The sequence below is a fragment of the Flavobacterium silvaticum genome, assembly GCF_012911565.1.
GTDB lineage: Bacteria > Bacteroidota > Bacteroidia > Flavobacteriales > Flavobacteriaceae > Flavobacterium > Flavobacterium silvaticum.
Genome location: NZ_JAAMPU010000104.1, coordinates 186,196 through 199,297 on the forward strand (window position 1 = coordinate 186,196; position 13,102 = coordinate 199,297).

13 protein-coding genes and 3 tRNA genes are annotated in these 13,102 nt (G+C 43.5%); 6 read left to right on the forward strand and 10 right to left on the reverse strand.

Annotation, left to right across the window (positions count from 1 at the left end):
• The first annotated feature begins 130 nt into the window (after positions 1 to 130).
• The 4 genes from G6047_RS08905 (at position 131) to G6047_RS08920 (ending at position 4,974) form a co-directional block, all read left to right on the forward strand.
• Positions 131 to 808 (forward strand): TetR/AcrR family transcriptional regulator, encoded by a 678-nt coding sequence (locus tag G6047_RS08905; RefSeq protein WP_235946523.1) that lies wholly within the window; start codon positions 131 to 133, stop codon positions 806 to 808.
• A gap of 47 nt (positions 809 to 855) precedes the next feature.
• The gene (fabF, locus tag G6047_RS08910; RefSeq protein ID WP_169527257.1) at positions 856 to 2,127 is read left to right on the forward strand and encodes a beta-ketoacyl-ACP synthase II; all 1,272 of its coding nucleotides are present in this window, start codon (positions 856 to 858) and stop codon (positions 2,125 to 2,127) included.
• Between the two features lie 186 nt (positions 2,128 to 2,313).
• The gene (locus G6047_RS08915) at positions 2,314 to 3,909 is read left to right on the forward strand and encodes a transcriptional regulator (RefSeq protein WP_169527258.1); all 1,596 of its coding nucleotides are present in this window, start codon (positions 2,314 to 2,316) and stop codon (positions 3,907 to 3,909) included.
• Between the two features lie 135 nt (positions 3,910 to 4,044).
• Positions 4,045 to 4,974: a T9SS type A sorting domain-containing protein gene (locus tag G6047_RS08920; RefSeq protein ID WP_169527259.1), complete on the forward strand. Its 930-nt coding sequence runs from the start codon at positions 4,045 to 4,047 to the stop codon at positions 4,972 to 4,974.
• Between the two features lie 69 nt (positions 4,975 to 5,043).
• Here the strand turns inward: G6047_RS08920 and G6047_RS08925 are convergent, their stop codons facing one another.
• The 5 genes from G6047_RS08925 to G6047_RS08945 all read right to left on the reverse strand — a co-directional run bounded on the left by G6047_RS08925 (position 5,044) and on the right by G6047_RS08945 (position 7,339).
• Complete coding sequence (locus G6047_RS08925; RefSeq protein ID WP_211165413.1) at positions 5,044 to 5,634, reverse strand: Crp/Fnr family transcriptional regulator; 591 nt, start codon at positions 5,632 to 5,634, stop codon at positions 5,044 to 5,046.
• A 54-nt stretch (positions 5,635 to 5,688) separates the two neighbouring features.
• Entirely contained in the window at positions 5,689 to 6,177 is a 489-nt protein-coding gene (locus G6047_RS08930) for a hypothetical protein (RefSeq protein WP_169527261.1), read from the reverse strand.
• A gap of 874 nt (positions 6,178 to 7,051) precedes the next feature.
• A tRNA-Leu gene (locus G6047_RS08935) sits at positions 7,052 to 7,133 on the reverse strand.
• Positions 7,134 to 7,163: 30 nt separating this feature from the next.
• A tRNA-Lys gene (locus tag G6047_RS08940) sits at positions 7,164 to 7,236 on the reverse strand.
• A gap of 30 nt (positions 7,237 to 7,266) precedes the next feature.
• A tRNA-Lys gene (locus G6047_RS08945) sits at positions 7,267 to 7,339 on the reverse strand.
• Between the two features lie 121 nt (positions 7,340 to 7,460).
• Between G6047_RS08945 and G6047_RS08950 the strand changes: the two genes are divergently transcribed.
• A complete protein-coding gene (locus tag G6047_RS08950; RefSeq protein ID WP_235946524.1) occupies positions 7,461 to 7,991 on the forward strand; it encodes a shikimate kinase in 531 nt (176 codons plus the stop codon).
• Here the strand turns inward: G6047_RS08950 and G6047_RS08955 are convergent.
• A complete protein-coding gene (locus G6047_RS08955; RefSeq protein WP_169527262.1) occupies positions 7,980 to 8,477 on the reverse strand; it encodes a phosphoribosyltransferase family protein in 498 nt (165 codons plus the stop codon). The two genes, G6047_RS08950 and G6047_RS08955, sit on opposite strands and share 12 nt — an antisense overlap.
• Before the next feature lie 10 nt (positions 8,478 to 8,487).
• The gene (locus G6047_RS08960) at positions 8,488 to 8,880 is read right to left on the reverse strand and encodes an RNA-binding S4 domain-containing protein (RefSeq protein WP_169527263.1); all 393 of its coding nucleotides are present in this window, start codon (positions 8,878 to 8,880) and stop codon (positions 8,488 to 8,490) included.
• An 82-nt stretch (positions 8,881 to 8,962) separates the two neighbouring features.
• Between G6047_RS08960 and G6047_RS08965 the strand changes: the two genes are divergently transcribed.
• Positions 8,963 to 9,991 (forward strand): FKBP-type peptidyl-prolyl cis-trans isomerase, encoded by a 1,029-nt coding sequence (locus G6047_RS08965; RefSeq protein WP_169527264.1) that lies wholly within the window; start codon positions 8,963 to 8,965, stop codon positions 9,989 to 9,991.
• A gap of 56 nt (positions 9,992 to 10,047) precedes the next feature.
• Here G6047_RS08965 and G6047_RS08970 read toward each other — a convergent pair whose 3' ends face one another.
• The 3 genes from G6047_RS08970 to G6047_RS08980 form a co-directional block, all read right to left on the reverse strand.
• On the reverse strand, positions 10,048 to 11,001 hold the full coding sequence (locus tag G6047_RS08970; RefSeq protein ID WP_169527265.1) for a transketolase family protein: 954 nt from the start codon (positions 10,999 to 11,001) through the stop codon (positions 10,048 to 10,050).
• A 95-nt stretch (positions 11,002 to 11,096) separates the two neighbouring features.
• Positions 11,097 to 11,948 carry a transketolase gene (locus G6047_RS08975; RefSeq protein ID WP_169527266.1) on the reverse strand — a complete coding sequence of 284 codons (852 nt, stop codon included), beginning with the start codon at positions 11,946 to 11,948 and terminating at the stop codon, positions 11,097 to 11,099.
• Positions 11,949 to 12,143: 195 nt separating this feature from the next.
• On the reverse strand, positions 12,144 to 12,704 hold the full coding sequence (locus tag G6047_RS08980; protein ID WP_169527267.1) for a hypothetical protein: 561 nt from the start codon (positions 12,702 to 12,704) through the stop codon (positions 12,144 to 12,146).
• Positions 12,705 to 13,102: the final 398 nt, after the last annotated feature.

Sequence of the window (13,102 nt, forward strand, 5' to 3'; positions counted from 1 at the left end):
GTCACGCGTTACACTTTTGTCAAAATTTGCAATATAACTTCCCGATTTCCGGCGTGTAAAGATACAGCCTGATCTACTGTGCCTGGAGATTTTTTGGTCAGATTTTTCACGGCAATATATTAGTGTACAGATGTATCACAAAAATTCGCCAAATAAATTGCTGAATAATACCGATTGGTATAATTTTGCAGGTAACAATCCAAACAATGCCAAAATGGGCAAAGCCGAACAAACCCGACTGTTTATCATAGAAAAAACAGCCCCGATATTCAACGCCAAAGGCTATGCAGGAACTTCTTTGCAAGACATTACCGCAGCGACGGGATTGACTAAAGGAAGCATCTACGGAAACTTTTCCAATAAAGACGAAGTCGCAGTCGAGGCTTTTGCCTACAACGTAAAACAATTGCAGGACGCTTTCAACCAGGAAATAGAAACCAAAAAAAACTATCGGGAGAAATTGCTGGTTTTTCCGTCCCGATATGAAAAGATGTTTGAAAGCCAGCTGATGGAGAAGGGCGGATGTCCTATTTTGAATACGGCAATCGATTCAGATGACACGCATCCGGAGCTTCGAGTGAAAGCATTCCAGGCTGTGATTTCGTGGAAAAAGACAATCGAATCGTTACTTGTGAAAGGAATGGAAGCAGGCGAGTTCCGGAAAGACATCGACAATCCGGAAAGTATCGCCCTGACCCTGATTGCAACCATAGAAGGCGCGGTTATGATCTCAAAACTTTCCGGAAAAGAGGCGCATATCAAAACCATCATGCAATCGGTCAAAAAAACAATTGAAGAATTAAGCTGATATTTTTTTATCTAATAAAATACCAATCGGTATAAAATAATCAAATTATGAAAAGAGTTGTAGTTACAGGTTTGGGCATTATTTCGCCTTTGGGGAATTCGGTTAGTGAATTCTGGCAGCATATCGTAGACGGAAAAAGCGGAGCCGCACCCATCACCAAATTCGATGCATCGAAGTTCAAAACGCAGTTCGCATGTGAAGTCAGGGATTTTGACCCGACGAAATATTTCGAGCACAAGCAAATCCGCAAATACGATCTATTTACCCAATATGCCATTGCCGCATCGGATGAAGCCATAAAAGATTCCGGTCTTGATTTCGAAGCTTTGGATCAGTCAGAAAGAACAAGGATCGGTGTCATCTGGGCGTCAGGTTACGGAGGAATCGGAACGTTCGAAGAGCAATTGCAAGAGTTTTATTCTGGCGATGGAACTCCGAGGTTCAATCCGTTTTTCATCCCAAAAATAATCGTCGATATCGCTGCCGGCGCCATTTCGATTAGACATAAATTGCACGGCCCGAATTACGCCACGGTTTCTGCCTGCGCCTCATCGAACACCGCACTCATCAACGCTTTCGACACAATCCGGTTGGGCAAAGCAGATGTTATCATCACCGGCGGATCGGAAGCCGCCATCACGCCTTCATCTTTCGGTGGCTTCAATGCATCCCACGCACTTTCCAAAAGAAACGATGACCCTAAATCTGCCTCAAGACCTTTCGATAAAGATCGCGATGGTTTCGTGGCCGGAGAAGGAGCAGGTGCATTGATCCTTGAAGAACTCGAACACGCCCTGAACCGCGGCGCGACTATCTATGCCGAAGTCGCCGGTGGCGGAATGGCTGCCGATGCCTATCATTTGACCGGAACGCCGCCTGACGGATACGGAGCTGTCGCCGGAATCACAGCCGCATTGAAAGACGCCAACATCGAACCTGAAAAAATCGATTACATCAATGCCCACGCGACTTCTACTGGTCAGGGTGATATCAGTGAATTGACTGGGATCAAGACGGTTTTCGGGAATCTTCCGGTAAAAATCAGCGCAACCAAATCCATGACGGGACATTTACTTGGCGCGGCTGGTGGCGTCGAAAGCATCATCTCGGTGCTGTCGGTGAAGAACGATATCATTCCGGGAACGATCAATTCTATTGAAATCGATGAGAAGATCCCGCAACTGAATCTCGTCCTCGGGAAATCCATCAAGGCCAAAGTTGATTATGCGCTTAATAACACCTTTGGATTTGGCGGTCACACCGCTACGAGCATTTTTAAGAAGTTCGATGGCGTCCCGGCGGCAAAACCGATTGAATAAAAAGAAACTTTCCGTGTGCCGCCGTCGGGCTGTCCGCTATATCTTTTGCGCTTAAGAACGCTGCAAAAGTATGCCGCTTCTATCCCTGACGCGTGCGTGTAAATTGGGATTGTCTACCTATTGTTTACCACTCAACATCCGGCACTTTCAGCAAAAAATCTACATTTGCTGCATACCAATCGAAGCATGAGGTTGAAAGCGCCGTTGTTGATTTTAGTTTTCTTTTTTTCCGGCGTTTGCTTTGGAAATGATTTTGGCAATCCCACGATCGAGAAAGGCTGGAACGAACTTGTCAAAGACCATGAAAAGGAAGCGCTCGGCTATTTCTGGCAGGCGAACCGCGTTGCCATCGCCCAAAACAACATCGGCGATATTGCAGAATCCTATTTTTACTTAGGTATCTGTTCGTATGGATCAAGCCTTGAAAACGGATTGCAATTCGCCACAAAAGCACTTTCTGAATATAAGAAACTCGAAAAGTCAGATTTGCATCGGGCGACAATCGGGCGAAGCAAATGCCTGCAATTGATCAGCACCATTTACAGCCGCCAGAAAAAATACACAGCAGCACTAAAACTCAGCAAGGAAGTTGTGCATCATCTGCAAAGCACCAATTACGACAATGCAACTTTGGGATTGGCTTACAGAAGCATTGGCGAATTATACGAACTTCAAAACAAAAAAGATTCGTCAAAAGTATTTTACCATCTCGCATTTGAGGTGTTTGAAAAATCAAAAAGTATCGCGTATCTGCCGGGCATATATTCCAAACTCGGCATGCTTTCAATGGACGAAAAAAGCAAAGCCGTCAGTTTAAATTATTTCAAAAAGGCGCTTCTATTATCGGAGCAAACCCAAAATAAGCAGGCCGAAGTCATTTCATTGATCGGTCTTGGGAAATGGCATCTGGAATTGGAAAATAAGGTATCAGAAGCCGAAAACCTGTTTGAAAAAGCCTGCAACATATCGGAACAACTTTCAGATAAGACCTTTGAAATAAAGGCAATAGAAGCATTGATTGGAGTCCGAAAAAAGCAAAACAATTTTGTCGAAGTCAGTCGGTTGCAGCAAAAAATCATTGCTATAAAAGATTCGGTTTCATCATCTGAAAAAGAGCTGATGACCAAAAAGCTCGAGGTGCAATTTGAAGTATCTGAAATAAACCGCAAGTTTGAATTGATCGCCAAACAAAAAGAGGTTTCGCGCCTGACGAATTACCTGCTCGCGACCGTAATTTTCCTTTTTATAATCGTGTTTTTGTTTTTTCGCAGAATATACAAACGCGATAAAGTACTATTGGCGACCAAGGAAGAACTCGTTTTGGCCCTCGAAGACCAAAAGTCTTTAAAGGAACTTCAGTTCACAAATGATCTTGAATACAAAGAAGGCCAACTCAGTGCCGTGGCTTTCCAGATGTTGCAGAAAAACGAATTGCTGGAAGAAATCAGGAATGTTTTGCAACAAAAAGAGGCGCAGTGGGAAGACCGGTTAACCAAAATAGTCAACACCAATCTGTCATCTGACACTAACTGGAAAGATTTCGACAAATATTTTGAAAGCGTCAACAAGAATTTCTACACTAAAGTCAAAAGCAATTATCCCGAAATCAGCCAGAACGACTTGAAGTTGTGTGCGCTTATCAAGCTCAATCTGTCGATAAAAGAAATGGCATCGATCTTAAATATTTCGCCCGATAGTGTCAAGACGGCACGGTACAGGCTCCGCAAAAAACTCGGTTTGAATACAGAAGACAACCTTACGGATTTCATTCTTTCCATTTGATACAATCCGTGTATACTCAATTTACACCAGCTATTTATAAATTGTCTACCTTTTGTCCACCTCGTTTTTTAGGCTGTTGGAAAGAGACAGGATAATTTAGCCGGACAGTTTCATCACTAATCAAAAACACAGGCTATGAAAAATCTTTACTTGTTTTTAGCAGTTACAGCCACGGCTTTCTCTTGGGCACAAGTGCCGAATGCAAGCTTTGAGGAATTTACCGGATACGGAAATGAAACCCGGTTCTGGGGTCCGAATCCAATTATAATCAGTATTACGATTCCGATTGACGGCGGCCCGTCTGTCGCGACCCCGACAATCGTTTATGAAGAAGGAACATACAATTACTGTTTTTTTACAGACGAGGCGCATACCGGAAACCGCGCCATGGAATTGCGGAATGCCTACAACCTCACCGACGCTGTCGTGGTTCCGGGGAAAATGATTCTTTTTAATGAAGATCAGGGAAGCACCACGGCCAGCGGTTGGAATGCAGGTTATCAAATGACACCGGAAACCGTTGTCGAAGGCCTTGGGTTTTACTATAAATTTTTTCCGATGGGTAACGATGTCGCTCAGGCTAAGATTGAACTTTTCAATAGTTCGAGTGGGCTTGTCGGGAGTGCGGTGGTGAACCTTTCGGGAACGCATTCGGAATACACGTATGCCTGGAGTCCGATCCAATTGCTGTCTGACGATGTGCCTACTTTTATGAGGGTGGATTTTTCAATGACTGACGGAATTTCTTCACCGACTTTAGGCAGCAGGCTTGTAGTTGACGATATCGCAACGGTCAACGTTGTATTGTCTGATGCTACTTTGAGTCAAAAACAGTTTCAGGTATACCCTACATTGGCCGATCATGAAATCAATTTGGTAAAAGGGAGTGGTATTTCGGATGGTTCGAAATCGGTAGAAATTTTTACGGCTGACGGAAAGTCCGTAAGCAATCAATTGATTGAATTCTTTGGAAACAATCCGGCGAAGATAAATGTGAGTACATTATCTCACGGGATTTACTTTTTGCGGATTGAAAACAACGTCTTGAAATTTGTCAAACGCTGATACGTATCTGAATTAAAATAATGAAGCTCCGGAAAATGGAGCTTTTTTGTTTTGACCTATCTGAATCAATTACTGCTGTTGCTTATCGGCAATCCGTTTCCGAATCCGGCTCAACGACTGGTTTTTGATCCCGAGGTAAGAAGCGATATGGAAGGCAGGTATTCGTGACACTATTTCCGGATGTTCCGCGAGCAGGTTTACGTATCGCTCTTCATGGGTAAGGAACAGTAGTTCTTCGGCACGGCGTTGTGACTGGATAAAAAAGTGTTCGGCCAGGATACGACCGAAACGCTGCCAAGCCCCATGACTGGAATAAATATTTTGGAGGTAGTTGTAGGGAATGTATATGATTTCGGCATCTTCCAAAGCTTCAATGTAATACCGGCAAGGATGCTGGTAAATAAAACTCCCGAACGACACGATGAACTGGCCCTGGGAGAAGAAGAACATGTTTTTTTCTTCGCCGGTTTCCGGATCATAATGATAAAAACGAAAAATTCCCTTGACCACGATTCCCAGGTCTTTGCACACTACATTCTGCTTGTTGTAGAAATCCCCTTTGGGTATTGTCCGGTTTTGCCAATAGGGCAAACTGACGGACACTTCGTCCAGAGTCATTCCCGCAAATGAAATCAGCCTGTCCTTTAAAATGTCGATCATATCACTCATTCCTTTAACGGAAATAAAATTAGCAGATTTATCGCATAATCTCTCTTAGTCTATCTGGTTGAGCCTTTTTTGTTTGATGAACTGGTACACAGATCCGCTTACGAACAGCAATAAAAACACAAGTAATGTTTGGGCTATTATTGGGTCGGTTGGAGCTTTTGCGAGAGGTTTGCCTACAGGAATCCGGGTCAGTGTTTCGTTTACCGTAGGAATCATAGACAGAAATAGACTAAACGACAGCAGGAAATTCTCAAAATAACGTGCCTTTTTAGCGTACCCTTTTTTGCGATTCAGATAGTAAGCAATTGTAATCAGCACCACAATGAAAAGCGAAAACACATGGCCAATGTTGAAACCTCCGTTCCGTGAAAGCCCCAACGCCGTCAGTGATGTCACAGTCGTAAACCAGAAATAGATTTTGCCAGAAACAGATCCCAGATCAATTTTACCAAATCGAACCAAAGATACCAACGCAGCCCCAATGGCTACAACCCCAATTACGGTATGAAAAATACCCAAAACAGAAAGTCCCATAATTTTTTTCTGCAAATTTTTGGTGAAAAAATAATGAGCGCGTTCACTTAAGTTAATTATCGAATCAAATTAAATGTTCAGATGTGATTGGTTAGGGCGTTGCGGCGGCAGGATCAGTTTTTACAGGTTGGGCATTTTTTTCCGCCGCCAGGCTGCCCGCTATTGGTCCGCGCCGCAATTACCGCCGTTGCAGCCCAATTGGCGAGCTCCGTTGTCGCTGCCACTCAGGCGCAACGGCCGGTAATTGTGGCTGTGGGCCAGTCGCTTGCATCCTTAACGCGTGCGTGGTTGGGTTGCACCGTATTCATTGTATTTGTCATTTCAATGGAGTCGACCCTATAGACTTTATTGTTGTGTGGGATTTTTTGTGTGGATTTTTTTTAACACGGAAAAGTTCACACGGTTCTTATTGTGGGGTTCTTTAGAATGGGGTGGGAATCAAAGCTTCTCTTTGAGATCAGATGGATGTTCACGAATGGGATTCCGCTTTGATGATACAATGATTTTTAAGTGGCTTTCAGGTTATTGCACCCATAGTTCACGAATGGGATTTACTTCGTACAGTTCGGACAAGGCCTCGGGTCCGCTTTGCGGCATCCCTCAAAGCGGAGCTTTGAGAAAAGGATTCAAAAGAAAAAAGCGCTCAAGCAGAGCTTGGCGCTTTTTTCTTTTGAATCCTTTTCATTCGTGACCTCGATGGGATTACCTTCGGTGATCTCGGTTAGCTCCGCTTTGAGAAAGTTAATCCTTGGCTTTCTGCGAAAGCCTTGGTCTTTTTTATTACAAATAAAATCCGTGAAACTTCCTGCGTCGTTTCCGGCTTTTATTTGTAATAAAAAATCCCGCTCTATCGAGCAGGATTTACTTTCATTCGTGACCTCGATGGGATTCGAACCCATACGCCTTGCAGCACCACCCCCTCAAGATGGCGAGTCTACCAATTTCTCCACGAGGCCAATAAAAAAATCGGTGGTTAAACCGATTTGTGACCCGACTGGGGCTCGAACCCAGGACCCCAACATTAAAAGTGTTGTGCTCTACCAACTGAGCTATCGAGTCAATGCTTTAGAGAAAATACGGTCAATTTTGTGACCCGACTGGGGCTCGAACCCAGGACCCCAACATTAAAAGTGTTGTGCTCTACCAACTGAGCTATCGAGTCATTAGCATTTCTCCAATGCGGGTGCAAATATACGTGCTTATAATTAATTTTTCAAACCAATTTAATTTTAAATTTACCTTTTTTACGCAATCCATTTCGAGCCCTTAATTTGTAAGGTTTTATGACAAAAAATAAACTGGTGTTATGCGGATATATGGGCTCCGGAAAGTCTGTAATTGGTCATCTTTTAGCTAAAAAGGCCAATATTCCGTTTCTCGATCTGGACGAATATGCACAGCAAAAGGAAGGGGAATCGATTTCTGAAATCATCAAAACCAAAGGCGAAATGTATTTCAGGCGTCAGGAAAGCGTCTATTTTAACGAACTTATGGATTCCAAAGAGGCATTTGTGCTTTCACTCGGTGGCGGAACTCCGGTATATGCCGGGAACCACAATAGACTAAAGGATGGTAACGTGGAATCGTTTTACCTCAAGGCATCAATTCCGGTTCTGGTTGAAAGATTATCTTCAGAAAAAGAACACAGACCTTTGATTTCAAGTCTCGAAGGCATCGAACTGGAAGAATTTATAGGGAAGCATCTGCTGGAACGACAGGAATTCTATTTTTCAGCCAAGCATGTGATTTCAGTCGATGCCAAATCTGTTGAGGAAATCGTCGGTGAAATAAACTCGATCTTATCAGCCGATTGAAGCCGAAGCCGCATTCTCTTTCAAAACCACCTTCACATGTTCCATGTAGGATGTCGATAATGAAATGCCTTTAAAATCAGCCTTTACGGGATATTTTTTGTGATTGCGGTCAACCAATACGGCTGTCTTGAATTTTTTGAGAGGGACTTCGAGAAAATGACGTACACCATAAATCAGGGTTGTTCCGGAGTTCAAAACATCATCTACCAAAACCAAACCTCTATTGCTGTATTCATCAGGTTTTAAAGATGTCTTTACAGCAGAAAATGGATGCTGCTTATCAATCTTGACTTCACACAGCAACACCTTTATATCTGAAATTTCACTGACGGTGGCAGCGATTCTTTTAGCCAGGACAAATCCGTTCGAGGCAATTCCGGCCAATACGATTTCTTCTTCTTCTACAAAGGTTTCGTAGATCTGGAAGGCGATACGGCGAATTTTGTGCTCGATTTGCTGATTGGTCAGGATAATGTTTTTTGCCATGGTTTTTGGTTTAGTCTTCGGTATGGATTTCGTCTTCGGCATCTTCATAATAGCCATCAATGTCGCGTCTGTCTTTTTTGGTCGGACGTCCTTCGCCTGCACGCCTGTAATGTTCTTTTGCCAGTTTCATGAGTTCCATTTGCTGGAAAAGTTCGGGAGGTGTTTCGTCTTTTCGGTATATATCGACCAATTTGGCACCCACACGGCTTAACGGAACATCGAGTACCTTAATGGTATACGTGATTTGGTCTTTGCGAAAGGTAATCGTATCGCCGGGAAAAACCTCACGCGATGGCTTGGCAACGTTAGCATTTACCGTAATCTGGTTTTTGCGCGCCGCCTCGGTGACCATATTGCGTGTCTTATAATACCTGACGCACCAAAGATATTTGTCTATACGCATGTAATTTTTCTAAAAGCGGCGTTAATATGGACACAAAAATAAATCAATATTGTATCTTGCGCACCTTAAAATTTATCAAAAAATGAGGAAATTTTTATCGGTTTTAGGCCTTGCGGTTTTAGCTTTGAGCATCAATGGCTGCAAACCGGATGACGATTCGAGTTCAGAGCCTTTACGCGATTATCAGACCCAGTACAATGTCGAAAAGGCGAATATTGAGGATTTCCTTAAAAGTCACACCTATTCAAGCACCGATGGGCAAGGATCTTTTGAAGACGCTGTTTTTGACAGTGTCGCATACAATGACCCTACTTGCCTTTGGAACGATCCGCGGCTTGGTCACAGAGAAGTTACGGCTAATGATGTGACTTACACTGTATATTGGCTAAAGCTTAATGAGGGAGCAAGTGCACATCCGTGCAATGTGGATCAGGTGCTTACTTCGTATCAGGGTTTGTATATCTATGACAATATCAATTCGGAAGACGATGATTTGACGCCTGTCGAATTTGAAACCAACAATTATCCGCAAACTGCTTTCAGCCTTGAATCTACCATTCGCGGTTGGGGTGAGATTTTACCTGAGTTCGGAACTGCCGGAAGTGTGATAAATGTTCCGGGCGAGCCTTTATCGTATAATGATTTTGGAGCAGGAGTGATGTTCATTCCATCTGGATTAGCATATTACAGCGTTTATCAGGGAACGATTCCTTCTTATTCGACACTTATTTTCAAGTTCAAACTGTATTCATTGACACGTTTGGATCACGACGGAGACGGAATTCCTTCATGGCTTGAAGATGTTGACCAGGAAGATGCAACATGGAATCCGGAAGACCCAATGAAGCCGCGTTACATGTATTACTTTGAGGATTCCGTGACAGACGATACAGATGGAGACGGCATTCCGGATTATCGCGATGTTGATGATGATGGAGATAATGTATTGACAAAGGTAGAAAGCCGTATTCCCGGAAGTGAAGTAGATGGTGAGTGGCAGTATTATCCGTTCGCTTCATCTCCTGAAGATCCTCAGGGCATACCAAGTTGTAGTGGCGATTATACCACACCTACAAGGCTCAGGAAACATATGGATCCGAGTTGCCAATAAAATAAAAAATAAATCCCGCCTTTCGAGCGGGATTTTTTATGTGAAATATCCAGAGATTATTTTCTGCTGATGGCTTTCTCAGAAGCTGCAATGATGGCAGCGCTGTTCAATTTATATTTGTCCATCAATTGTTCAGGCGTTCCCGATTCACCAAAGCTGTCAAAAACCGCAACGAATTCCTGAGGTAAAGGATTATTCAGTGCAAGCACACGTGAAACGCTTTCGCCAAGGCCGCCAAGAAAATTGTGTTCTTCGGCTGTTACGATGCACCCCGTCTTTTTGACTGACTTGAGGATAGCTTCTTCGTCAAGCGGCTTGATCGTGTGGATGTTGATGACTTCGGCAGAAATTCCTTTCGCTTCCAAAGCTTCTGCTGCAATAAGTGCTTCCCAAACCAAATGGCCCGTGGCTACAATCGTAACATCTGAACCTTCATTGAGCAAAATCGCTTTCCCGATTTCGAATTTCTGGTCGGCAGGAGTGAAGTTCGCCACCACCGGACGCCCGAAACGCAGGTAAACCGGCCCGTGATGATCGGCAATGGCAATAGTCGCAGCTTTGGTCTGATTGTAATCACACGTATTGATAACCGTCATTCCCGGAAGCATCTTCATAAGACCGATGTCTTCCAGGATTTGATGTGTCGCTCCGTCTTCACCCAGAGTAAGTCCGGCATGAGAGGCACAGATTTTTACATTTTTATCGGAATAAGCTACCGATTGACGAATCTGGTCGTAAACGCGTCCTGTAGAAAAATTCGCGAATGTTCCGGTAAACGGAATTTTCCCGCCGATTGTAAGTCCAGCGGCGATTCCAATCATATTGGCTTCTGCAATCCCAATCTGGAAAAAACGCTCCGGATTGTTCTTGATGAACTCTTCCATTTTAAGCGAACCGACAAGATCGGCGCACAAAGCCACCACATTCTCGTTTGTCTTTCCTAATTCTGCAAGGCCGGCCCCGAATCCGGAACGTGTGTCCTTGCTGCCTGTATTTTCGTATTTAGTCATTTTTTAGTCTTGAGTCTTGAGTCTTGAGTCTTGAGTCTTGAGTCGAATCTGGATTAGATTTTTTCTCATTTCTCACGACCCATTACTCATATCTATTAATAGTCAGATTCGGTGTCGGTATAATTCTGTGCAAGCGCTGCTTCGAGTTGGGCGTCATTGGGCGCTTTTCCATGCCAGGCGTGAGTTCCCATCATATAATCTACACCGTGCCCCATAATGGTATGCAACATGATGGCAACCGGTTTTCCTTTTCCGGTACGTGATTTGGCATCGGTCAATCCGGCAATGATAGCCTCGATGTCGTTTCCTTTTTCAATGTGGAGCACATCCCATCCGAAAGCGGCAAATTTTGCTCCAAGGTCGCCCAGATCCAAAACCTGTTTCGTCGAACCGTCAATTTGTTGTCCGTTATAATCTACAGTTGAAATCAGGTTGTCTATTTTTTTTGCACCGGCATACATGATGGCTTCCCAATTCTGGCCTTCCTGCATTTCTCCATCGCCGTGAAGCGAATAGACCAGATGATTATCGTTATTCAGTTTTTTGGCCTGGCATGCGCCGATGGCAACCGACATTCCCTGACCCAAAGATCCAGAAGCAACTCTTACGCCCGGCAAACCTTCATGCGTAGTCGGGTGTCCCTGAAGCCTTGAATTGAGCAGGCGGAATGTTGCCAGTTCAGAAACCGGGAAGTATCCGCTTCGTGCCAGTATGCTGTAAAATACCGGAGAAATGTGGCCGTTTGAAAGGAAGAAAATATCCTCCCCAATTCCATTCATGTCAAATCCTTCCTTGCGATCCATGATGTTTTGGTACAAAGCGACGAAAAATTCGGTGCAACCCAATGAACCTCCGGGATGGCCGGAATTCACAGCGTGGACCATACGAACGATATCGCGACGGACCTGGATTGCTAAATCATTTAATTGTTGTATGTTACGTTTCATTTACGTTAAAAAGTTAGTAATGTAAAGATATTCAATTGCTGATGTAAGACAGGTATCTGTAATTAACAATATGCAAGTATTAATCAACAAATAACGTCGGCCAAATATAAGTGTTTATTTTACATTTATTGTTATTAGTCAAAAAAAATCCCGGCTGGTTAACCGGGTTTTTTTTAAGTAGGGTCAAAAAGAGTATCAATTTTTCCAGATTTTCCACATTCTTCCGTAGAATCTGTCGTAAACAGCTCCCTGGGTTGACGTGGCTTTTGCAACTTCGATCTGCTTTCGGAGCAAAGCCAGTTTTTCTGTGTTGGATTTCAAGGCGTTCCATTGCAATTCGATGGGTTCGGCTATAGAGGCGAGTTTCTGGCGGACTTCGCTGTATGAAAACTCCTCATTGTCAAGCTGGGAGTCAAAATCTCCAATGATGCCGAACAACGGATAATTATATCTCGAGTCGAAATCGCGACACGAGCGTACAATCCGGAACAGGTTTCCATCTTCAAGAATCTGCGTTAAGCTGTTCCCGAATTTGAAGATGGCATATTCGTCAAGATCGAAATTGCGCAAAAGTTTGGAGAATTCGTAACCGATGTTCCCTGAACCGGATGCGTAATTGAACGACAGGAAGGTTTTCCAGAGTTTGTCGTGTTTGACTTCTTCCGAGTTTTCCTGGGATTGAAGCCAGTTCCTGAATTCTTCCAGCGAAAGTTTGCGTTCCAATACTTCGAAGTATTTTGTGGCCAGCGTTTTCATGATGATTGTAATTATAGTGATGATGATAAATTATGGTAAAAAAAAAGCACCTGTCTAAAACAAGTGCCTCTGGATATCTGACCGGTTACGGAAATCAACAATGATGCTGATGATATGTAAGGCACTTACGGAAGACCTGCTTCCAAGACAACGACGACATCGCGACACAATCCGACGGCTTCGCAGCGAGGCAATGGATATAGGTGGTCTGGATGTTCGAAATGGTCTTCATTTTCTATTTTGAAATTCTAATGGTGCAAAGAAAAGTAATCTATTTTGATTAAGCAAGAAAAAATTAAATTATTTCATTGAAAATCAATTACTTACAAGTTTATTAAACATAAGATAACCGTCCGCCTGGATTATAGTATAGGCAGAAAGCGATTGAAATTACCCGA